8 protein-coding genes and 1 tRNA gene are annotated in these 24,862 nt (G+C 65.1%); 8 read left to right on the top strand and 1 reads right to left on the bottom strand.

The features are described 5' to 3' along the window. Positions 1 to 44 precede the first annotated feature (44 nt). Entirely contained in the window at positions 45 to 557 is a 513-nt protein-coding gene (locus QX121_RS07010) for a hypothetical protein (RefSeq protein ID WP_315798700.1), read from the top strand. A 57-nt stretch (positions 558 to 614) separates the two neighbouring features. Here QX121_RS07010 and rlmB read toward each other — a convergent pair whose 3' ends face one another. Further along, the gene (rlmB, locus tag QX121_RS07005) at positions 615 to 1,445 is read right to left on the bottom strand and encodes a 23S rRNA (guanosine(2251)-2'-O)-methyltransferase RlmB (RefSeq protein WP_315811516.1); all 831 of its coding nucleotides are present in this window, start codon (positions 1,443 to 1,445) and stop codon (positions 615 to 617) included. A 216-nt stretch (positions 1,446 to 1,661) separates the two neighbouring features. Between rlmB and QX121_RS07000 the strand changes: the two genes are divergently transcribed. From QX121_RS07000 to QX121_RS06970, 7 genes are all read left to right on the top strand, one after another. Next, positions 1,662 to 1,747 (top strand) — tRNA-Tyr (locus QX121_RS07000). Positions 1,748 to 2,384: 637 nt separating this feature from the next. Next, the gene (locus QX121_RS06995) at positions 2,385 to 3,914 is read left to right on the top strand and encodes a TolC family outer membrane protein (RefSeq protein ID WP_315798699.1); all 1,530 of its coding nucleotides are present in this window, start codon (positions 2,385 to 2,387) and stop codon (positions 3,912 to 3,914) included. A 251-nt stretch (positions 3,915 to 4,165) separates the two neighbouring features. Then, on the top strand, positions 4,166 to 6,349 hold the full coding sequence (locus QX121_RS06990; protein WP_315811628.1) for a type I secretion system permease/ATPase: 2,184 nt from the start codon (positions 4,166 to 4,168) through the stop codon (positions 6,347 to 6,349). 1 nt (position 6,350) lies between these two features. Continuing rightward, a complete protein-coding gene (locus QX121_RS06985) occupies positions 6,351 to 7,685 on the top strand; it encodes an HlyD family type I secretion periplasmic adaptor subunit (RefSeq protein ID WP_315737542.1) in 1,335 nt (444 codons plus the stop codon). Between the two features lie 454 nt (positions 7,686 to 8,139). After that, positions 8,140 to 8,976, top strand: coding sequence for a transglutaminase-like cysteine peptidase (locus QX121_RS06980; protein ID WP_315798697.1), 837 nt, complete (start codon positions 8,140 to 8,142; stop codon positions 8,974 to 8,976). A gap of 80 nt (positions 8,977 to 9,056) precedes the next feature. After that, positions 9,057 to 9,407: a hypothetical protein gene (locus QX121_RS06975; RefSeq protein WP_315811515.1), complete on the top strand. Its 351-nt coding sequence runs from the start codon at positions 9,057 to 9,059 to the stop codon at positions 9,405 to 9,407. Between the two features lie 413 nt (positions 9,408 to 9,820). Next, positions 9,821 to 24,862 carry a VCBS domain-containing protein gene (locus tag QX121_RS06970; RefSeq protein ID WP_315811514.1) on the top strand — a complete coding sequence of 5,014 codons (15,042 nt, stop codon included), beginning with the start codon at positions 9,821 to 9,823 and terminating at the stop codon, positions 24,860 to 24,862.

Genomic DNA, 24,862 nt, shown 5'->3' with positions numbered 1-24,862 from the left:
ATCAACAGTCAAATCAAGCAAAAATAGGTCAACAGGAGAGAGTTATGCGTGGAATAATTTCAGGACTTGTCGCCATTGCCGGTCTGGCCGCCGCTGGCAGCGCGCCGGCCGCCGCCTGCGGCGCCTCCGCCTGCACGCCGTGCGGCTACGCCACGCCGTGCGCGCCGCAGGTCGCCTATCAGCCGACGGTCACTTATCAGCCGACCGTGACCTACCAGCCCACGGTGACGTATCAGCCGCAATACTTCTATCAGCCCGGCTACACCTATGGCCACGGCTGCGGTGCCTGCGGCGCGAGCTATGAGCGGCTGCCCGAGCCGACGCGGCAGTACTACTATGTCAACCAGGGTCCGACCTACAGCGGTCCCGGCGCCTTCGCGCCGTATCCGGCCTATGAGGAGCAGGCGCTCCCGGTCTATCGCTATCACCACCGCCGGCATGCTTATGAGGCGACCCGCGTCGCCCCCGAAGTGGTATATGCCCAGCCCCGCCACGCCTATCGCTGGGGCGCCTCGCCTTATTATCACGGCCAGCGTGTGCTGCGCCGCTACTACTGATCAGCCGCACCTTCGTTCACGCCAGCGCCCGCGCGCCGCATGCGCGCGGGCGCTTCGTCATTTCGGCATCAATCCGATGCGGGTCGCGCCGACATAGAGTGCGAGCACGGCGGCATTGGAGACGTTGAGGCTCTTGATGGCGCCGGGCATGTCGAGCCGTGCCACGACGCTGCAGGTCTCGCGCGTCAACTGCCGCAGGCCCTTGCCCTCGGCGCCCAGCACCAGCGCGAGTGGCTCGCGCAAGGCGACCGCCGCGATGTCCTCCTCGCCCGCGCTGTCCAGCCCCACTGTCTGAAAGCCGCGTTCGTTCAGCCGCGTCAGCGCGCGGGCGAGGTTCTGCACCGTGACGATCGGCACCAGCTCCAGCGCGCCGGAGGCGGACTTGGCCAGCACGCCGGTGGCCTCGGGGCTGTGGCGCCCGGTGGTGACGACGGCCTTCACGCCGAACGCCGCCGCCGAGCGCAGGATGGCGCCGACATTGTGCGGATCGGTGATCTGGTCGAGCACCAGGATCAGCCCCTCGGCCGCGAGCGTGTCGATGTCCGGCGAGGGCAGGGGATCGGCCTCCGCCAACAGGCCCTGGTGCACGGCGTCCGGACCGAGCCGCTGGTCGATCTGGCTGGGACGCACGATCTCGGGCGTCACCCTTGTCTCGATCCGCTCGTCGGCGAGCCGGCGGGCAGCGTTCTCGGTCAGGTAAAGCTTGCGAATCCTCCGCTTCGGATTGGCCAGCGCCAGGGTCACGGTGTGCCAGCCATAGAGAATGATGGGGCCATCCGAGTCCTGACCGCGCTCCCGCCACGGCTGGGGGCGCTCGAATCCGCGCGGTTTGCCGGAGAATTTACCGCCCGGACGGCGAAAAGGTGGCTTTCGGTCGCGTTCGCTCATGGCCCGAGCTTCTGTCACGGCCTGCGGATTCTGGCAATTTGGCACCGCTGAGACGGGAAAATTCGTCGTCCCTTGGTTGACTTCGAGGGGCGGGTTCGATCATAACCACCCCGGCCGCGCGCGCCCACTCATCCGGGCCCCGCGGTCTTACCGTCTCCATGGCGCTGATGGTCCCGACGCTGCTATTCCGCGGCCGGCCCGAATTGCCGTCGATACGGGGGAGTGTCCCGAGTGGCAAAGGGAGCTGACTGTAAATCAGCCGCCTCATGGCTTCGCAGGTTCGAGTCCTGCCTCCCCCACCAACTTACTGCCTCTCAGCTCCATGAGATTTTGCAAGGATCGGGGACCCCCTGGGCATTGCCGCCGCATTCCCTGCAGACGGAGCGCCGAAATCAATGGGGCGCATCTGGGTCATGGCGAGATCCGGAAATCCAACGGTCGATCGTGACCTCCATTGTATCCTTGGTTGTTCCTCGATCCCTCGGCGGCAATCGCTCACGGCTGCCATGACGACGCGCCAGAACCCAGGCTCCGGACAAGCCGGCTTGGCAACGGTGGGCTATTGATCGCTTGTTGCCGGTCCACCCTCGCGGGGTGAGGTTCCGGCTGCCACAGCCGAGTTAATGCCGCGAAAGCGATCGATATATTGAAGCAACCACGGAAAACGCGACATTCTCTGTCGCGAGATTTTCTTTATGAAAAAAATAGCTGGCTTTAAATCAACCGCGTCGGCTTCGCGTCATTCCCACCGCATTGATTTTGCTTCAGAATCCTGAATCTTTCGCCTCGAAGAATGTGGCGGAGCGTAGCTATTCTGCCACAACCGGGCGGTTTTTCGTCGCAACTGTGGCGAGTCGCGTTGCGAGCTGATCTCACGTTTGTTATCGGTTCCATATGTTCAAGAGCATATATACACCGATTTTGATATGTGTTGTGGGAATGAGCTTTAGCCCGGCATTGGGCGCTGAGCCGTTCACCATCCAGGACGCCATCAACCAGGCGGTGAAGACCAATCCCGGTGTCGGGGAGGCCGCCGCCAACCGGCGGGCCACCGAAGCCGAGCTTCGCCAGTCCCAGGGGACGCTGCTGCCGCAGGTCCGGCTCGATGCGAGCGCCGGGCCCGAGATGCTCAAGCAGTATGTTTCACCGGCGCCGGCCAATAATGGCCGCTACCTGCGCGGCCGCGAGGCCGGCGTGGTGGTCCGTCAGCTGCTGTTCGATGGCTTTTCCTCGATCAATGAAGTGTGGCGCCAGGCTGCGCGGGTCGATGCCGCCGCGTACCGCGTGCTGGAGCGAACCGAGCTGATCGGTCTCGATGCCGCCGAGGCCTATGTCGACGTGGTGCGCTACTCCAGGCTGGTCGCGCTGGCCGAGAAGAACCTCAAGGTTCATCTCGAGCTGCGCAGGAACGTGCTGGCCCGTTTCCAGGGCGGCCGGGCCGGCGAGGGCGACACCCAGCAGGCCGAGGAGCGGGTCGCTGCAGCGCAGGCCGTGCTCGAAGAATTCCGTCTCAGCCTGGAAGTGGCGCGGGCGAAGTACCGCAAGGTCGTCGGCGTCGAGCCCTATAACCTGCGTTTCCCCGGCCGGCTGTCCGACATGCCGAGAGACAAGGCGGAATCGCTCGACATCGCCTACAAGTTCAATCCGACCCTGCGCGCCGCCGCGGCGGATGTGACGGCTGCCAAGCGGGGCTTCGATGCCACGACCGGCACCTTCCTGCCGACGCTTTCGCTCGAAGGCCGCGCGACGACCGGCAAGGAATCGATCACTTACACCAATCGCTACGACGAGGTCAGCGGCAAGGTCGTTGCGTCCTGGGATATCTTCAACGGCGGTCAGAACAGCTGGCGCCGTGAGGAAGCCGCGCAGCGGATGATCCAGGAGCAGCAGAAGCACGCTCGGCTGCAGCGCGATGCGCTGGAGTCGATCGACAAGGCCTGGGCGGCCCGGATCATCACCGCCGATCGCGTCGCCGCCCTCGTGCGCGATGTCGAAGCAGCCCGTCGCACCTTCGTCGCCTACAACAAGGAATACGAACTTGGCCAGCGCACGCTGATCGATCTCCTGAACTCGCAGAACCAGTACTTCAATGCCAACGTGTCGCTGGTGTCGGCGCGCGGTGTGGTTGTGTTCGCTGACTATCAGCTGCTCGCCGCGATGGGCCAGATGCTCAACTACCTGAAGACCGGGCATCCTCCGGAGACCGAGCCGGTGGACACGCCGAGCGGCTTCATCGGCTATAGCCTGGCGCCTGTTCGGCTGAGCGCGCCTGCGCCCGGACCGCAGCCGCTGAGCTCCGCCGGTCCGGTGCCGATGTTCGGCCTGCATGATGGTACGCCGAAGCATCCTGCGCCGATTACCTTTGGCGATCGGTGGGCCTCGAGCGATCCTGAGGATACGACGCTATTCGTCGCGTCCGGAAAGTACGGCGGATTCGCTCAGAGCCCCAACGGGCACGCGCCGAAATAGGTGAGACTAACAAAGCCGGTGCATGTCGCGCCGGCTTTTCACCATACGCATTTACTTTGCGCTGAGATTGTCGAGAAGCACCTGCAAAAATCTTGAAAAAGCCAGGTGCGAGCCAAAGAATTGGGCTAAGGCAAATTATTAGCAAGAAGCAATGGGTGCAGGTCCGCGCTGCTCGGTGGGCCAGATGGGTTTTCGAGGCGTCGTTGAATATTCGTCCGACAAGGTTCGAGCTCGAAGAGACGGCCCACGTGATGCCGCAGATGAGCGCAGCCGCAGCAGCAACTGATCCTCTCAGCGACAGTCTGCTTTACCTCGCAGCTCATCATGGCCGCGCCTTGAGCCGCAGCGCGCTGCTATCCGGACTGCCGCTCGACAGCGGCGTGCTCAGCATCGCGCTCTACGAGCGCGCCGCGCAGCGCGCCGGGCTCGAGGCGCAACTGGTCGAACGGCCGCTGAGCGAGATCCCCGCGCTGGTGCTGCCTTGCGTGCTGATGTTTCACGACGGCACCACGCGCATCCTGCTGACGATCGACGAGGCCGCCGGCCGCCTCACCATCGTCGATCCCTCGCGTCGTGAACAGCCGGCGATCGAGCGCTTCGAGGCGGTCGCGGCGCGATATGTCGGCTTCGCCTATCTAGTGCGGCCCGCCACAGTCGCCGATCCGCGCGTGGCGGCAGCCGGCGAGGTGCCGAAGACGCACTGGTTCTGGTCCGTGGTCAGCCGCTTCGGCGCCAATTACGGCCATGTCGCGATCGCCGCGTTCATCGTCAACATCCTGGCGCTGGCCGCGCCGCTGTTCACGATGAGCGTCTACGACCGCGTGATCCCGAACGGCGCGATCCCCTCATTGGTCGCACTCGGCATCGGCCTTCTCCTCGCCATCGGATTCGACTTCCTGCTCAAGGTGGTGCGCAGCCGCATCATCGACATGACAGGCAAGAAGATCGACGTGGTGCTTGCCGCGAACATCTTCGAGCACGTGATGTCGCTGAAGATGGACAAGCGGCCGCCATCGGTCGGCATCCTCGCCAACCAGCTGCGCGACTTTGATTCGGTTCGCGAGTTCTTCACCTCCGGCACCGTGGTGTCGGCGACCGACATGCTGTTCGCGGTCGTGTTCATCATCGTGCTGTTCATCATCGCGGGTCCCATCGCATGGATTCCGCTGCTGATGCTGCCGGTGATGATCGCCGTCGGGCTGCTGATCCAGCGGCCGCTCGAACGCGCGATGCGGCAGATGCAGGCGCAGTCCGCCGCGCGTCACGGCATTCTGGTGGAATCGCTGAACGGAATGGAGACGGTCCGCGCGGTGGCCGGCGAGAGCCGGGTGCAGACGGTGTGGGAGCGCTCGGTGGCGGCGCAGGCGCGCTCCAGCGAGGACGTCCAGTTCTGGGCGTCGATGGCCATGACCGCGGCGAGCGTCGCCAGCCAGTTCTGCAGCCTGCTGCTGGTCGTGGTCGGCGTGTTCCTGATCCTCGACGGCAAGCTCTCGGTCGGTGCGCTGGTGGCGGCCAACATGCTGTCGGGTCGCGTGCTCGGTCCGATCGCAGGCATCGCCGGCCTGATGACGCGCTTCACCCAGACGACGTCGGCGCTGCGCTCGATCGACCGGCTGATGTCCATGGACCGTGAGCGTCCGCCGGAAAAGATCTACGTCGCGCGTGAGATCAACCAGGGCCGCATCCAGTTCAAGAACGTCAGCTTCTCCTATCCGGGAAGCCAGACCAAGGCGCTCGACAACGTCTCCTTCGATATCAAGCCGGGCGAGAAGATCGGCATCATCGGTCGGGTCGGCTCGGGCAAGACCACCGTCGGCCGCCTCGCCACTGCGTTCTATCCGCCGACCGAAGGCAGCATCCTGATCGACGGGATCGACATCCAGCAGTACGACCCGGCCGATCTGCGCGCCGGCATCGGCTTCGTGCTGCAGGACACCGACCTGTTCTACGGCAAGCTGCGCGACAACATCACGCTCGGCCGCCCAGCGGCGACCGATGAGGAGGTGCTCGAGGCAGCGCGGCTCGCCGGCGTCGAAACCTTCATCGCCGGCCACCCGCAGGGCTATGAGATGATGATCGCCGAAGGCGGCCGCAGCCTGTCGGGCGGGCAGAAGCAGGCGATCGGGCTGGCGCGTGTCCTGATCCGCAAGCCGCGCGTGCTATTCCTCGACGAGCCGACTGCACATTTCGACGTCCGCAGCGAGGGCGAATTTCTCGAGCGCCTGAAGTCGCTGGCCAAAGGCGAGATGTCCATCATCGTCTCGACCCACCGGCCTTCGTTGTTGTCGCTGGTCGACCGCATCCTGGTGTTCGACTCCGGCAAGATCGTCGCCGACGGTCCGACCGCGCAGATCCTCACCATGCTGCGTCCGCAGCAGCCCGCGGCGGCGCCGGCCGCGAGCCACGCGGTGAAGCCGGTCCAGGGGACGCGGTGACATGGCGCTCAGCGATTTCGCGTTCTCCAACGACATCAGGGCTGCCGTCGAGCTGCGCACGCCGAAGACGGCGCGGATGCTGCTGCTGGCCTCGCTCGGCCTGTTCTTCACCTTCCTGATCTGGGCGCATTTCGCCGTGCTCGATGAGGTCAAGCGCGGCAATGGCAAGGTCGTGCCGTCGCGCCAGACCCAGGTGGTTCAATCGCTGGAAGGCGGCATCATCGCCGATCTCCTGGTGCAGGAAGGCGCGATCGTCGAAAAGGATCAGCCGCTGGCGCGGATCGAGGACACCAATTTCGCGTCGCAGTTCGGCGAGATCCGCGAGCGCCGCGGCGCGATGGCGGCGCGGGTGATCCGGCTGGCGGCGGAGACCGAGGGCCGCAGCCCGGTCGAGTTTCCCGAGGAGCTCGTCGCGGACGCCCCGCGCGCGGTGCAGACCGAGCGCGCCGTGTTCGACGCCCATGCGCGCAAGCTCGCGCAGGACATCGACGTCGTGCAGCAGCAGGAGCAGCAGAAGAGCAAGGAGATCGACGAGCTCAGGGCCACCGAGAAGCGCTTCTCGGAGACGTTGGCACTGCTCAATCGCGAATTGGGGCTGACCCGCAAGCTGTTCGACCAGAAGGTGGTGCCGGAGATCGAGATGCTCCGCGCCGACCGCCAGGCCACCGACATGCGGGGGCAGCTCGCGGTGGTGCAGGCGAGCATCGTGAAGACCGAGGCCGCCGTGCAGGAGGCGCGCGCGCGCCGGCTCAACATCGTCACGGCGTTTCGCGCCCAGGCCGAGGACGATCTCGCCAAGTCGCGCGGCGATCTCGCCGTGCTCGACGAGAACATCAAGTCGGCCCAGGACCGGGTGCGGCGGACCGAACTGCGCTCGCCCGTGCGCGGCATCGTCAACAGGCTCAACGTCACCACCATCGGCGCCGTGGTCGCGCCAGGCGCCAGCCTGATGGAGATCACGCCGCTCGATGACACGCTGCTGGTCGAAGGCCGCATCCGTCCGCAGGACATCGCCTTCATCCGTCCCAACCACGAGGCGGTGGTCAAGCTCAGCGCCTATGATTCCTCAGTGTACGGCTCCTTGCACGGGCGCGTCGAGCGCATCAGCGCCGATACCATCACCGACGAGAAGGGCGACAAGAACGAGCGTGGCGAGACCTTCTATCGGGTGATGGTGCGCACCGAGAAGAACCATCTCGGGACCGCCCAGCAGCCGCTTCCGATCATCCCGGGCATGGTCGCGACCGTCGAGATCCTGACGGGCAAGAAATCGGTGCTGGACTATCTGGTCAAGCCTGCCCGCATGCTGCGCGACGAGGCGCTGCGGGAGCGCTGACCGCAGGCGCGGGCAGCTCGTGTGAGTGCAGCGATACCCGGTTCTCCGCGAAAAATATGTGAGATCCCAGAAGTCGCTGCGCTGATCCGCGGCGGAGCGAGCCGGCTTGCGTTACCAAATTCTGAATCGTTCAAATGCGACGCGATTTGGTCGGCCGCGATTAGTCGCGTTCGCAGCTTGGCCGCGAACATCACCGCGGTTTAACCGGCCCGAAGCCGCGCCGGCCCTATCCCTGATCCGATAACAACCGGGACAGGGATCGACGCGATGACGTCGGCCGATGCCCGGAGCATACAGGGCGTCACTGATGTTGCGGATCGATCGGCCGCGGGTTCGCCCGCGCGCGCTGGGGCTTGCGCTTGTGTTGTCAGTCGTGGCCGGTTGTGCCGGCGCTGCGTTTGCCGAGACTTCAAATCGTAGATCTCTGCAGGGTACTGCGGATAGCGCGCTGCCGGTGCCGCCGCCCGTCCGTTTCTTCACCATCAATGCCGTGCTCGCCAAGCACGACGGCCTGCGTCGCGCGGCCTCCGGGCCTGTGGAAGTGGCATCGACCGACCCGGCCGGCCGCGCCGGATCAGTCAGCGACGCCCCGCAGGGGCCGGCGGTCGCTAATCCCAGCGACGAGCCGTTCGGCCTGGTGACGTTCCGCGCACCCGAAGGCGTGCTGTGGGTGAAATGGCGCGGCATCCAGGCTGCGATGGCGAGCGAGCGGATGTCGACCGACCGCTGCAACGGCGATGACGCGCGCTGCTCGGCGTCGGAGCGCTTCTTCGTCGCGCTGATGCGATCGGCGGCTGCCGCCAGCGAAGGTCGTGCACGCGCGGAAATCATCAATCGCGGCGTCAACCAGGCGGTGCGCTACGTCAGCGACGATCAGCAACACGGCCTGCCGGACGTCTGGAGTTCGCCACTGCAGACCTTTCGCAGCGGCCTCGGTGACTGCGAGGACTACGCGATCGCGAAATACGCGTTGTTGCTGGCGGCGGGAACGCCGGAATCCGATCTCAAGCTGCTTCTGGTCCGCGACCTCGCCGTAAGGCAGGATCATGCGGTCGTCGCAGTGCGGCTCGACGGCAAGTGGCTCGTGCTCGACAATCGGCGGGCCGCTCTGATGGAAGGTCGCGATCTGCAGTCCTTCATGCCGTTGTTTGCGATCGATCACCGCGGCGTCAGCCTGTTCGCGGCGCCCTATGCCGAGCGGCCGCACCACGAAAGCGAGAGCGACGTCACGCCGGCGGCCGAAGCCGACATCGGCGGCGGCCGTGATCCGGGCCGACCGTTGCTGCTCTGAATGTCGCAGCCGAACGACTTGTAGCCGGCGCCGTTTGCGGTCTTAATGCGCGCCGGGAAGCTGGCGAGCAGGGGGCCGCGGTGAATATCAAGCAAGTCATGGTTTGCGGGGCAGTGGTCCTGTCGGCGATCGGTGGGATGATCGGCATCGCGCAGGCCGACGCCGTGGTGCTGCCGGGCGCGGCGTTTGCGATCGCCTGCGAGAATGGCGGCAGTTACGCGCTGCGCTCTCGTCCCGTGCTCGCGCCGGGCGAGATCGTCACCGCGCAGCTCTACCTCCATCCTCGCCACGCGATTCCGGTCCGTCTCGTTCCGATGGGCGACGGCTATCGCTACGCAGGCCGCGGCGTGTGGCTCGATGGTATCGGTGACCAGGCGCTGTTGTATTTGCGCAAATATGAACCGGTCGCCTGCGTGGTCAGCCGCATCTGAGGCATTCTGCCGCTGCACAATCTCTTTCAAGAATAGTTCCCGCCTTTCGCAAATAATTCGCGAGAGGCGGAGTTCCATTTCGGCCATTTTTCATGGCGCTCAGCTCATATTCACGACAGCGTGCGTGGTGTTCCGCAAGTATTGCGCGTGGAACAACTGCGGATCAGTAGTAATTCTCCAGGCCAAAACCCGATTTAATCTTGTCTTTCCGGCTGCGCCATGCGTAGCGCGGAAGCATAGGCGCGGACTAATTTACCTTCATAAATGCCGCTGCACTTGACTGCATTTACCCAAAGTCCCTAAAGTCTGATTAACAAGAACCGGTAATATTGACCCGTATTCTCGTTTAATAATAGTTTAACGATAGAAATGGGAGCGCCACCAAAGCGCCCCATATTTGGAGGTTTTGGCGCATGAATGCTCCTGTCCTGCTGGCCCAGTTGACCGGCACGTCCTCGCAGCCATCCAGCGCCTCTGCAAAGCACCTCAAGATCGGCAAACCGCCGGGCAACCAAGCCACTACGGTTCATCTCGACGGTCAGAGCCAGATCGATTTCAGCGACATCGCCAGCGAGCGGCTGACCTTCGTCAAGATCGGCAACCGCCTCATCATCCTGTTCGACAATCAGTCGACGGTGTCCATCGACCCGGTTTTCGATACCAACGGCGCCCCGCTGAAGGACGTCAGCTTCGAGGTCGGCCCCGACCGAATCATCAATGGCGATCAGTTCGCCGAGCTGTTTCCCATCACCACCGACCAGTCGGTGCTGCCCGCCGCGGGAACGCCCGGTGCGCCGGGCGTGCCTGCCGGAGCGAACTTCGGGACGTTCAAGATCGATGCGCTGATCGGCGGCACGCCGCTTGGGCTGCTGGGAGCCGAGGACACCACCACCAAATTCGGCGACAATCCGGTCACGCCGAATCCGACGCCGATTGCCGGCGTCGCCGACAGCGTGGTGCTCAATGAGGACGGCCTGTCCGAAGGCCGGCCCGGCGGCAGCGGCGACATCGGCGGCGTGGCGACGAGCTTTACCGGTTCGCTGAACGTCGACTTCGGCACCGACGTGATCGGCCGCGCCTTTGCGTTTGCGGCGTCACAGCCTGGTCTTGCCGGGCTGACGTCCGGCGGCCAGGAGGTGCATTTTGCGATCACCACCGTCAACGGCCAGCCGGAGCTGATCGGCTATATCGGCAGTGATCCCTCGATCGTCGCCAACCAGGTCTTCACCGTCACGCTCGACGCCAACGCGACGATCGCGGGGACCTATACGGTCACGCTGCTGCAGCCGCTCGATCATCCGGTCTTCGGCACCGAAGACACGCTGAACCTCACCATCAACGTCATCGCCATCGACGGCAGCGGCGACACCGCGCCGGTGACGATCGTGATCGGCGTCAACGACGATTCGCCGGTCGCCGGCACCGTCGAGGCGATCAACGTCGCCGAGCACACCGGCGGCGGCAGCGAAGGCGGCGGCGAGAGCGAGCTCGTCGCCAAGGTCGTGGGCGGCGACGGCTTCGAGCCGACCACGGCGAGCGTGGATCTCCACATCGGCTGGGGCGCCGACAACGGCAACAGCAAGGTCGATGGCGGCTCCAACGGGACCGTGGTCGACGGCGACCGCTCGCTGGTGTTCGACGCGTCCGAGATCGCGACGTTGCAGGCGCTGGGCCTGACCTCGAACGGCGAGGCCATCTCCTACACGCTGTCGGCCAACGGCACCGAGATCATCGCGACCGCAGGTGAGGGTGAGGGCGCGCGCACCATCTTCACCGTGTCGCTGTCCGACACCGGCTCCGGCAGCGCCACCTTCACGCTGTCCGACAATATCGACCACAACGGCGCCAACGACGCGTCGCTGCCGCTGACCTTCAAGGTGGTCGCGACGGACGCCGACGGCGACCCCGTCAACAGCGCCTTCACCGTCAATGTCGCCGATGACGGCCCGAGCTTCGGCGAGAAGCCGAGCTATTCGGTGGTCGATGAAGACGGTCTCGGCAATGCCGGCAACAGCTACGCCGACGGCCATGATGCCTATGGCGAAGACCTGACGGTCACCGATACGCTCGGAATCCGCTGGGGCTCCGACGACGCCAACAACAATGTCGACGGCGGCATCAACGCAACGCCGGTCAATGGCGACCGCGCCGTCACCTTCGCCGCAAACGTGGTGACCTCGCTCGAGGCGCAGGATCTGACCTCCGACGGCTTTGCCCTGCGCTACGAAGTGTCGGGGAACGGCACCGTGCTGACCGCCTATCGCTATGATGCCGCGCACGAGACCTATGTCGATGCCAACGGCAAGCCGCTGGAAGGCGAGGGGCTGTCGGGCGCCGTGGTGTTCACGGTGTCGCTGTCCGACCAGGGTCATGGCTCCTATACCTTCGCGCTGTCGGGCAACCTGGATCACCCGGTGCACGGCACCGAGGATGACATCACCCTCAACATCGGTTTCGTCGCCACCGATTCCGATGGCGATGCGATCACCGACACCTTCACGGTGAAGGTCAATGACGACGCCCCGAGCTTCGGCGAGAAGCCGAGCTATTCGGTGGTCGACGAGGACGGCCTCGGCAACGCCGGCAACAGCTACAAGGATGACGGCGACGCCTATGGCGAAGACCTGAAGATCACCGATACGCTCGGCATTCGCTGGGGCGCCGACAGCGCCAACAGCCATGTCGATGGCGGCATCGATGGCACGCCGGTCAACGGCGACCGCGCCGTGACCTTCGCGGCCGACGTGGTCGCGACGCTCGACGCCCAGAATCTCGCCTCGAACGGCTTCGGTCTCACCTACGTCGTGTCCGACAACGGAACGCTGCTCACGGCCTATCGCTACGACGCCGAGCATGAGACCTATGTCGGCGCCGACGGCAAGCCGACGGATTCGGCCCACGCGACGGTGTTCACCGTGGCGCTGTCCGATCAGGATCACGGCTCCTACACGTTCGAGCTGAAGGGCAATCTCGATCACCCGGTGCACGGCACCGAGGACGACATCACGCTCAACATCGGCTTCGTCGCCACGGATTCCGACGGTGACGCGGTGACCGACAGCTTCACCCTGAAAGTCAACGACGACGCGCCGGTGTTCGGCGATGCGCCGAGCGCCGGTGTGGTCGACGAGGACGGCCTCGGCAATGCCGGCGACAGCTACGTGGAAGGCAGCGACGTCGCCGGCGCCGATCTGACGGTGACCAAGACGCTCGCCATCCTGTGGGGCGCCGATAGCGCCAACAGCCATGTCGACGGCGGCATTGATGGCGCGTCGGTCAAGGGCGATCGCGCCGTCACTTTCGCCGCGGACACGGTTCCCTCGCTCGAGGAGCTGGGGCTGACGTCGAACGGGATTGCGCTGAGCTATCAGGTCTCCGAGAACGGCACGCTGCTGACCGCCTATCGCTACGATGCCGCCCACGAGACCTATGTCGACGCGAACGGCAAGCCGACGGAGGACCTCGCCAGCGCCACGGTGTTCACCGTCTCGCTGTCGGATCTGGACAACGGCTCCTACACCTTCAACCTTACCGGCAATCTCGACCATTCGGTCCACGGCAGCGAGGATAATCAAGGGCTGTATTTCGGCTTCGTTGCCACCGATTCCGACGGCGACGCAATCCACGGCAGCTTCAATGTCGAGGTCAATGACGACGCCCCGGTGTTTGGCGAGCGCGTCAGCTACTCCGTGGTCGACGAGGATGGTCTCGGCAATCCCGGCAATTCCTACGCGGATGGCAACGACGCTGCGGGCGCCAATCTGACGGTGACCGACTTTCTCGGCATCCGTTGGGGCGCCGGCAGCGCCAACAGCCATGTCGACGGCGGCATCAACGGTGCGCCGGTCAACGGCGACCGCGCCGTCACCTTCGCCGTCGACGTGGTCTCGACGCTTACCGCCCAGCATCTGACGTCGAACGGCGTCGCGCTGACCTACACCGTGTCCGCCGGCGGCACGATGCTGACCGCCTACCGCTACGATGAAGCGCATCACACCTACGTCGACGGCGAGGGCCATGCCACCGGTGATCCGGCCACGGCTGCGGTGTTCACGGTGTCGCTGTCCGACCAGGGGCAGGGGTCCTACAGCTTCACGCTGATCGACAACGTCGATCATCCGGCCCACAACACCGAGGACGACGTCACGCTCACCCTCGGCTTCGTCGCCACGGATTCGGATGGCGATGCGGTCTCCGACACCTTCAAGGTCAAGATCAACGACGACGCGCCAGTGCTGAACCGGGAGATGGCCACCGGCGTGGTCGATGAGGACGGGCTAGCCACCGGGCTCGCCGGCGGACCTGGCGATGTTCCCGGCCAGAACACGGTCGCAACGGGCGATCTCGGCATCTCCTGGGGCAGCGACAGCGCCAACAATCTCGGCAATGTCGGGATCACCGGTGCGTCATCGGTGAACGGCGACCGCGCCGTCACCTTCGCATCCGACGCCACCACGACGCTCGCCGCGCAGCACCTGACCTCGAACGGCGTCGCGTTGACCTACGGCGTCAGCGAAGGCGGCACGTTGATCACGGCCTACCGCTTCGACGGACAGCACTACATCGACGGCAACGGCAACTGGACCAGCAACAAGGCCAATGCCGCCGTGTTCACTGTGAAGCTGTCCGACCTCGATTCCGGGTCCTACAGCTTCACGCTGCTCGACAATCTCGACCACCCGGTGCCCAACACCGAGGACAGCATCGCGCTGACGTTGAAATACGTCGCCACCGATTCCGACGGCGATCAGGTCAGCGGCACGTTCAAGGTCAGCGTCAACGACGACAGCCCGGAGGCGCATACCGGGGCGGCCAAGAGCATCAGCGAAGCCGATCTCAACTCCGGTGGCGGCGATTGCGGCCCCGATTTCGGCGGCCACGATGGCGGCAGCCGCGATCCCCAGGTGACCGGCGCGCTCAACATCAAATGGGGTGCCGACAACAACGACAGCGGCGCCGCCGATCGCTCGGTCCGCTTCGCCAACACGTCCAACGCTGCCGCCGACGTCCATGTGACCAACGGCAGCGATGTCGGCCTCAGCGGCCTGACCTCGGACGGTCAGCAGGTGAAATACGCCTTCGATCATGGCGTGCTGGTCGGCTACACCGGCAACAGCCTCAATTTCGGGCAGCGCGTGTTCGAAGTCTCGCTCGATGACGACGGTACCGGCACCTACACCTTCAAGCTGCTCGGCAATCTCGATCATCCGGCCGGGCAGGGCAGCAACGTCGTCAAGCTGACGTTCGACTACACCGCGACCGATTCCGACGGCGATTCGAGCAGCAGCACGTTCACCGTCACCGTGGTCGACGACGTCCCGACGATCGGGCACGCCGAGAGCGAGACCGTCAGCGAAGCCAACCTTCCGACCGATCTCTACGACGTCCTGTTCCCGGATTCGCCGTACTCCACCGTGCAGACCGGCCGCCTCGCGATTTCCTGGGGCGCCGACGACAATGATTCCGGCGCGACCAACAACCGCTCGGTGGCGTTCTTCGACACGACCGCACCGGAAGGGCTGACGTCCAACGGCCATGCGATCAGCTATGTGGTCTCGTCCGACGGCACCACGCTGAGCGCGGTCACCACCGATCACCGCACCGTTTTCACCGTCACGCTGAGCGATGACGGCGACGGCAGCTACAAGTTCACGCTGCTCGACAACCTCGACCATGGCAAGTCGGGCACCGACAGCCTGGCGCTGAGCTTCGGCTTCAAGGCCACCGATTCCGACGGCGACAGCTCCGCGAGCAGCTTCACGGTGGCGGTGACCGACGACGTGCCGACCGTCGGCTGCGCCGAGGACGAGACCGTCAGCGAGGCCAGCCTGCCGACCGACGGCTACGACACCAGCCATCCGGATGCATCGAACTCGACGGTCCAGACCGGCAGCCTCGACATTTCCTGGGGGGCCGACGACAACAATACGGGCGTGGGGCACAACCGCGCGGTGGCCTTCACCACTGCCGCCGGCGCCACGGGCCTGACCTCCGACGGCTCGGCGATCAGCTACACGATCTCCAGCGACGGCACCTTGCTGACGGCCGTCACCGCGGATCACCGCACCGTCTTCACCATCCAGTTGTCCGACAGCGGTGATGGCAGCTACAAGTTCACGCTGTACGACAACATCGACCACCCGGCGTCCGGCCAGAACGACGACAGCCTGCCGCTGACGTTCGGCTTCAAGGCCACGGATTCCGACGGCGACAGCGTCACCAGCAGCTTCAAGGTCACGGTGCTCGACACCACGCCGGTCGCTGCGGCCGGCGACGCCAAGACCGTCGATGAGGACGATCTGCCGGGCGGCACCGATGCCTCCAAGGAGCCGACCGCGGTCAGCGGCGACCTCAACATCAGCTGGGGCTCCGACGACAGCAACAAGACCTCGGGCGGCGGGCTCGGCGACCGCTCGGTCACCTTCCGCTACACGAGCGCGGGCGCGAATGTCGACGCCGAGGACAGTTCGGGCCGCAATCTGACGCTGACGTCGGATGGCCAGACGGTGAAGTACACCTTCGAGAACGGCGTGCTCGTCGGCTACACCGGCGGCGATCTCGCCCACGGCGCCCGCGTGTTCGAAGTGTCGCTGAGCGACCAGAACGACGGCTCCTACAACTTCAAGCTGCTCGGCACTCTGGACCATCCCGCCGGCAGCGGCGAGAACATCGTCAAGCTGTCGTTCAGCTTCACGGCGACTGATGGCGACGGCGACACGTCCAGCAACAGCTTCGTCGTCTCGGTCAAGGACGACGTGCCGGTGCTCGGTTCGCCGACCGCCGCGACGCTGACCGAGAACGCCACCGGCTCTGCTGGCGCGGAGGTGTTTCAGACCCAGACCGCGGCCGATGTCGCGCTCAACATCAATTGGGGTGCCGACGACAGCAATTCGGGCGCGGCCAATCGCAGCGTCGCATTCGATAGCGCGATCCATACCGGCGACGTGGTCAAGACCGCCGGCGCAGGCAGCCCGACGCTGACGTCGAACGGCACGGCGGTGCAGTTCATCCGCGTGTCGGACACCGAGATCTGGGGCGTCGCCAACGACAATGGCGGCCAGCTCACGACGAATGACCGCAAGGTGTTCCACATCACGCTGTCCGACGATGGCTCCGGCAGCTACACCTTCGAGCTCCTGGACAATGTCGATCACGTCGGCTCGGGCCAGACCAATGCACTGTCGCTGAAGCTCGGCTTCACCGCGACCGATGCCGATGGCGATACCGCCTCCGGCGGCAACTTCACCGTCACCATCAATGACGACAACGGCCGGCCCGCGATCGGCACGTCTGATGCCGGGACCGTCGACGAGGATGGGCTTTCCGGCGGCAACACCGGAGCGGCCACCGGCGACGTCGCCGGTGCCAATGTCGCGGCCAACGGCTCGCTGGCGATCTCCTGGGGCGCCGACGACAACAACAGCGGCGGCGTGAACCGCGCGGTCGCGTTCAGCGGCATCACCAACGGCCAGAGCGCCACGTCGGACGCGGGCGCGCTGACGGTCGAGGGCGTCCAGGTGAAGCTCTGGGTCGTCGGCAATACGGTCTATGGTTACACCGGCAGCAATCCGACCAACGGCAACCCGCCGTCGGTGGCCAGCCAGGTGTTCAAGGTCTCGCTCGATGATTCCGGTGCAGGCAGCTACAGCTTCACGCTGCTGAAGCACGTCGATCATCCGGCCGGCCAGAACGAGAACGACGTCAAGCTGACCTTCAGCTTCACCGCCACCGATGCGGATGGCGATAGCGCCAGCTCGTCATTCGCGGTGACGATCGACGACGATACCCCCGTTGCGACCGCGACGGTGTTGAGAGCCGCGGTCTACGAGAGCGAGCTGCCGAACGGAACGGTGGTGACCGCGACCGGCAACCATGGCGGCGACCTCAACGGCGACGGCAACGGCAACGATTCCTACTTCACCGGCAATCTGAGCTCGCTGGTGTCGTTCGGCGCCGACAAGCCCGGCACCTATACGGTCGAGAAGACCAACCTCGCGCCCGAGCTGCTGTCGCTGACGTCGGGCGGCGTGGCGCTGACCTACAGCATGGGGGTCGACAACACGCTGATCGCCAAGGCTGGCAGCGTCACGATCTTCGAATTCCAGGTCGATGCCAACACCGGCCAGTATTCGTTCCGTCTGAAGGGCGCGCTGGACCACGTCGGCACCGGCCATGACAACACGCTGACGCTCGACCTGTCGACGGCGGTGACCGCCACCGATTCCGACGGCGATTCCGTTGCGCTGCACGATCAGATCATCATCACCGTCAACGATGACAGCCCGCAGTCGCAGGACGTCGACACCGTCGCGATCTCGGAGGCAGCCGGCAGCGTCTCGACCGGCGCGGTCGATCTGCGCATCACCTATGGGGCCGATGGCGACAGCCCCGGGCCGTCGGTGACGTTCTTCGGCGCGTCGCCGGTGCGCGTCTACGATGCAGCCGACCACCAGCTCTCCGGACTGACATCGCTCGGCTTCGGCCTGACCTATGTGATGTCGGCGGATCACACGACGCTGACCGCCTATCGCATGAGCGGTGGCAGCTACATCGGCCAGAATGGTCTGGTGACCGGCAACGCGGCTGATGCCGCGGTCTTCACGGTGACGCTGTCGGAGGCCGGCACCGGCTCCTACAACTTCACCTTGCTACAGCCGCTCGATCACCCCGCGCCGATCGGGACCTCGAGCGTCGCCGATCAGTATCTCGACATCAATTTCGCCTTCGCGGTCGAAGATCGCGACCACGACGTCTTCACGAACAATTTCACCGTCCGGGTCGATGCCGCCGGCACCGTGACCACGACGCGTTATGACGCGCCGAATTCGCCGGTGTTCGTCAATCTCGGCGACAGCGCGGCGACGGTCGTTGGCGAGACGGTCGGGGCTCACAGCGTGACCGACCGCGCCGCGGTGACCGACAAGGTGGTCGGCACCGACAAGCTCGGCGGCGTGACCGAGGCCCACGGCTCAAATGGCGACGACATTCTGGTCGGCGGCAACGGCGTGGGCGGCGATGCCCTGTTTGGCGGCGCCGGCAACGACATCATCATCGGCGGAGGAGGTGGCGACCGGCTGTTCGGCGGCGCTGGCAACGACACCTTCCTCTACACGGTGGGCGACGGCAGCGACGTCATCGATGGCGGCTCGGAGTCTGGCACGACCTTTCCGAACTACGACGTGCTCGCGATCACGGGCGATGGAAATGCGCGCAATTTCACCATCGGCAAGACCTCGACCGGTACCGAGATCAATCCGACGCTGAACGATCCGTCCGCCAGCAACGCCACCGACATTTTGGTGCGCTATGACGGTCCGAACGGCGCGACCATCCGCGCCGACGAGATCGAGCGCATCACCATCACCGGCGGCACCGCCAGCGACACGGTGACGATCACCGATATCAGCGGCACGGCGATCGCGCCGTCGACCATCGTGTTCAACGGCGGCTCCGGCAACGACACGCTGGATCTCGTCCGGTTTGCCGGCAACACCAGCGTTGTGTCCGACGGCGGCTCTGACACCGACACGGTGAAGTTCGGCTTCAAGTTCGCCGAGGCGACCTACACCAAGGTGTTCGCGACGGACGGCGTGACGCTGATCGGCGTTCAGGTCACCCACAACGGCCTGACCGATACGTTCACGAATTACGAGAGCTTTGCCTTCACCGACGGCACCCGTTCGCTCGCGGGTGTCTTCAACACGCCGCCGGTGGCTCATGACGACGCGGTCCAGGCGAGTGAGGATAGCCCGCTCACCGTCAACGCGCTGCTCAGCCTGCTCAACAACGACACCGACGTCGACAACAACACCTTAACCGTCACCGGCGTGTCGAACGCGACGCACGGCACCGTTTCGCTCTCCAACGGCAATCCGGTGTTCACGCCGGACAAGAACTTCTCGGGCGTCGCCGGCTTCGATTACACGGTCAGCGACGGCGATGGCGGGACCGCGACCGCGCATGTCACGGTCGACGTCGCACCGAAGGCGGACGCGCTGACGCTGGGCTTCATGGATCTCGGCCCGGCCTCGGGTGCCGAGGACACCACGATCAACCTGAAGCTCATCAGTGCCGCCGTCACCGATACCGACGGCTCCGAAAGCCTGCGGCTGCTGATTTCGGGCTATCCGGCCGGTGCGACCTTCTCGGTCGGCCATGCCGGAACCGGCGCTGACGCCGGCAAGTGGGTGATCGATAGCGCCGCCGCGATCGCCGCGTTCGACAGCCACCCGCTGCAGATCACGCCGCCCGCGAACTACAACGGCACGTTCTCGTTGTCGGTGGTCGCGGAGGTCACCGACCAGGCTACGTTGTCGGACGGCAACGTCCACACCGACGTCGTCAACACCGCACTGCAGACGATCGATGTCACGGTGACCCCGGTCAACGACGCGCCGCAGATCCATGCGCCGACGCAGGTGACGACGAACGAGGATACGCCATTCGCCTTCACCGGCGCGAACGCGTTCTCCTTCTCCGATGCGGACGGCGATGTCGTCGAGTCCGTGAGGTTCGACATCTCCGGCGGCACGTTCGCGATCCCGTCTCTCGGCGTCTACAACGCCAGCCAGACGCTCGCGATGAGCGGGTTCAAGATCAGCGATCTGAACGCCATTCTGGCGTCGGCGGTGTTCACGCCATCAGCCGATAACGATGCGACGGGATCGGTCACGATCACCATCAACGACAACGGCAATGTCGGCGGTGGCAATCTGAGCGCGACGCAGACGATCACGATCAACATCAACCCGATCGAGGATGCTCCCACGGCCGTGGATGACACGGCCAGTGTGAACGAGGACACGACGTTGACCGTGTCCGATCCGACGCAGGGCGTTCTGCACAACGACCGCGACCCGGACACCGGCGACACGCTGAGCGTGGTGGCGGGCGACTTCACGACGGCCAAGGGCGGTACGATTCACTTCAATGCCGACGGCACCTATGTCTACAAGCCCAAGGCCGACTTCTATGGCGCGGATACCGTGGATTACACGGTGCGTGATGCGGCCGGACAGACGGACATCGGCACGCTGACGATCAACGTGGTGCCGGTCAACGATGCACCGGAGATCCATGCCCCGACGCACGTGACCGCCGATGAAGGCGCGTCGTTCGCTTTCACCGGCGCGAACGCGATCACCTTCTCCGACGCGGACGGCAATGTCGTCGAGTCCGTGAGGTTCGACATCTCCGGCGGCACGCTGTCCATTCCGTTGCTCGGCGTCTTCAACGCCGAGCAGACGCTCGCGATGAGCGGGTTCAAGATCAACGATCTGAATACCTATCTGGCATCGGCGGTGTTCACGCCGAACAGCGACCAGCCGGGGTCGGTCACGATCACCATCAACGACAACGGCAATGTTGGCGGCGGCAATCTGAGTGCCACCCAGACGGTCAGCGTCGAGGTCATCCCCGCCAACCACCCGCCGGTGGCGAACTCCGACACCCATGCGGTGCTCGAGGATGACACGCTCAACATCTCAGTTGCGAATGGCGTCATCCGCGGCTCGACCGGCGGCTCGGTGGCCGACAGCGACGTCGACAACCCCGTCAGCTCGCTCGTCGTGTCCGGCGTCGTGGCCGGCACCGGCAGCGTGACGCAGGGGGCGGGCGTCGGCACCTCGATCGAGGGCGCCTACGGCCATCTGACGCTGAATTCGGACGGCTCCTACACCTATGTCGCCGACAAGGCCGATGCGCTGGCGGCGGGCGTGCCCGCGGTGGACACCTTCACCTATACCGACAAGGATCCGTCGGGCGCGGTGTCGAACACGGCGACGCTCAAGATCACGGTCACCGGCGTCAACGACGCGGCCGTGATCAGCGGCGACGCCACCGGCACCATCGCCGAGGAGGGCGGCATCGCCAACAGCCAGAGCAGCCCGCTCTACGGCATCGCCCGCGGCGACCTCAATGCGACCGACGTCGACGGGCACAACGATGTGTGGCAGGCGACGTCCTCGAACACGGCCAACGGCTGCGGCTGGTACGAGATCGGCAGCGATGGCAGGTGGACCTACGGCATCTATAACAACGACCCGAGAATCCAGGCGCTGAAGGAAGGCGAAACCACGCTGACCGACAGCTTCACGGTCTACACGGAGGACGGCACCGCCAAGACGGTGACGATCCAGATCCTCGGCAACAATGATGCGCCGGTCCTGCAGAACGCGCTGACCGACCGCAGCTCGGCGGAAGATCAGCCGTTCAGCTTCACCATCCCGTCGAACACGTTTGCCGATGTCGATGGCCGCTTCGATGGCACCGCGAACCTGCTGACGCTGTCGGCGAACCTCAGCGACGGCAGCAACCTGCCGGCGTGGTTGCACTTCGACGCCACGACCGGCACCTTCAGCGGCACCCCGCCGGCCAATTTCGTAGGCACGGTCAACGTCACGGTCTACGCCAGCGACGGCGAATATGCCGTCTCGGACGCCTTCACGCTGACCATCACGCCGGTCAATGACGGCGCTGCGAGCGTGACGGTGTCGGGCACGGCGACGCAGGGCCAGACGCTGACCGCCAATCTCGGCAGCGATCCGGATGGCGCCGCGTCGAACGTCGTCTATCACTGGCTGCGGGACGGCGCCGTCATCAACGGCGCAACCGGCTCGACCTATACGCTGGGGTCCAACGACGTCGGCCACAAGATCTCGGCCAACGTTACCTATACCGACGGCCAGGGCTTTGCCGAGAACGTGACCAGCGGCCAGACCGGCTCGGTCACGGCGCCGAACCACGCGCCGACCTTCGGAGCCGGAACGACCGCGGCAAGCGTCACCGAGGACGCCTCCTATGCGGCGCCGAGCGGCAACCTGATCCAGAACGGCTCGTTCGGCTACTACAACGGCAACTTCTACACGCTGGATGCGTGGACGGTCGGGGGCGCCCATGCCGTCACCGTCGTGGGCGGCCGCACGGATGGCGGCTCGGCCGACTTCTACGGCGCATCGAGCTCGATGAGCCAGACCATCAGCACCGTCGTCGGCGTGACCTATACCGTCGACTTCTACGTGATGACCTACGGTACGGCCGTGACATCATCCGTTGATGGAACACCCCTTCTGACGACGAGTGCCTGGAACTTTGGCTGGACGGAGCAGACCTACCAGTTCACGGCGACCTCGACGTCGACGACGATCAAGTTCGCGAGCGCAGGTGGTGCCGTCATCGACGACATCTCGCTGCAACCCAGCACGGTCGTGACACCGGGCGTGGAGCGGGCGTCCGGCGCGATCGCCTTCACCGACGTAGACGGCGATGCCCAGACCGTGACCTACACGACACCGGCCGGCAGCAACTACTACGGCTCGTTCAACGCCACGGTCGACAATACCGGCCACAAGGTGAACTGGACGTTCACCGTCAACGACGCCGACATCCAGTCGCTGCGCGCCGGCGACCATATCGATCAGACCTACACGGTGAAGATCGACGACGGTCACGGCGGGACGACGACGCAGACCGTCACCGTCACGGTGAACGGCGTCAACGATGCGGCGTCGATCGCGGGCACGGCAAGCGGGACGGTCAAGGAGGACGGCACGCTGACGGCCGGCGGGACCCTGACGGTTACCGACGTCGATAGTGGGGAAGCCCAGTTCCAGACGCCCGCTTCACTGGCGGGGACGTATGGCACCTTCACCTTCAACGCGGTGACCGGGGCCTGGGGCTATACGCTGAACAATTCGGCCGCCAACGTCCAGGCGCTCAACAATGGCGACGTCAAGCACGACACGCTGACCGTGAAGTCGGTCGACGGCACGGCCAGCCAGGTCATCGACGTGACCATCAACGGCACGAACGAGCCGGCGCCGTTGGCCGTCGTGGACACCACGAGCGCCGACGGACGCTATGCGCTGTCGCAGAACACCGACTCGCCGAACGTGATCAGCCTGAATGCGGCAACGCTGTTCTCAGGCGGAACGGGGACGGTCACCTACACCTACAGCCTCGTCTACAGCTCGACCGGCGACGATAGCTGGATCCATCGGACCGGAAACCAGTTCACCGGCGATCCGAACAACAGCGATGCGGGCCTGTACGTCTACAAGGTCACGGCCACCGACTCGGTATCGTCCGTATCGACCTATCTCGCCTTCAACGCGCTCGACAATGGTGCGCTCAATCTCACCATCAACTCGCTGTCGGACAAGTCGTGGGTGGTCGGCTCGGCGCCGTGGCTGTCCGGCTACAGTGCCAACGACGGCGACGCGATCACCGCCACGGTCGACAACACGCTCGAGGCCAATGCCAACAACGGCTACGACGTGATGATCGGGTCGAGCGGCGGCAACAACTTCAACGGCGGCGCCGACGATGACGGCATCTACGGCCTCGGCGGCAACGACACGCTGCTCGGCGGCTCCGGCAACGACTATATCAACGGCGGCGCCGGCAACGACTCCATCCGCGGCGGCAGCGGCAACGACGTCACCATCGGCGGCTCCGGCAACGACACCTTCTATTGGGGCGTCAACGACGGCGTCGACACGGTCGACGGCGGCATCGGCGCCGACACGTTCGTCATCGAGGGGACGTCGTCGCAGGATCTGATCTATGTCACGGTTGCCGGCGGCGTGATCACCGACGTCAACGGAACCAAGCTCAGCAATATCGAGGCCGTGACCGCCGATCTCGGCAGCAACAACGGCGATACGCTGACCTACATCACCGGCGAGGACGTGACGGTCAATCTCGGAGCCGGCACGGCCACCGGCTTCGGCTCAATCGCCAATATCGAGCGCGTGACCGGTGGCTCGGGCGACGACATCCTGATCGGCAGCAGTGCTGCCAACACGATCAATGGCGGCGACGGCGACGACATCATCCGCGGCGGCGGCGGCAACGACACCATCGATGGCGCGGCAGGGATCGACCTGCTCGACTTCTCGGATGCCACGGCCGGTTTTACGTTGACGCTGACTCAAAGCTCGACCGCCACGAATGTGTCCATTCCTGGTCTCGGCACGGACAGCTACAAGAATATGGAAGGCGTGATCGGTTCGAACTACAATGATACGATCAATGGGTCGGGCAGCGCTGACGTTCTCATCGGCGGCGCCGGCTCCGACCAGCTCACGGGCAACGGCGGGTCCGACACGTTCAAGTGGAACGCCGGCGATCTCGCCGGCGGCGGGCTCGACACCATCCTGGATTTCCAGACCGGGACCTCCGGCGACGTCATCGACCTCTCGGGCCTCTTGGCCAGCGTGTCCGGCAACCATGCCGACGCGGTGCGCTTCGTCGACAGCGGCGGGCACACCAGCCTGGCCTCGGCCAACGGCAGTGGCGTTCTGAACAACGGCGACCTGACGCTGCAGATCAACGCCGGCTCCGGCTGGACCAACGTCGCGACGATCAAGGACACCGGCGGCAACCTCACGGCCGGCGACGACGTGATCAAGATGATCATCGACAACAGCCACGCCCAGACGCAGGTCCACGTCTGA

The sequence above is a fragment of the Bradyrhizobium sp. SZCCHNR2028 genome, from assembly GCF_032380995.1.
In the GTDB taxonomy this organism is placed as follows: Bacteria; Pseudomonadota; Alphaproteobacteria; order Rhizobiales; family Xanthobacteraceae; genus Bradyrhizobium.
Note: the sequence above shows the minus strand (reverse complement) of the source record. Positions and strands in the feature narration are given on the sequence as shown.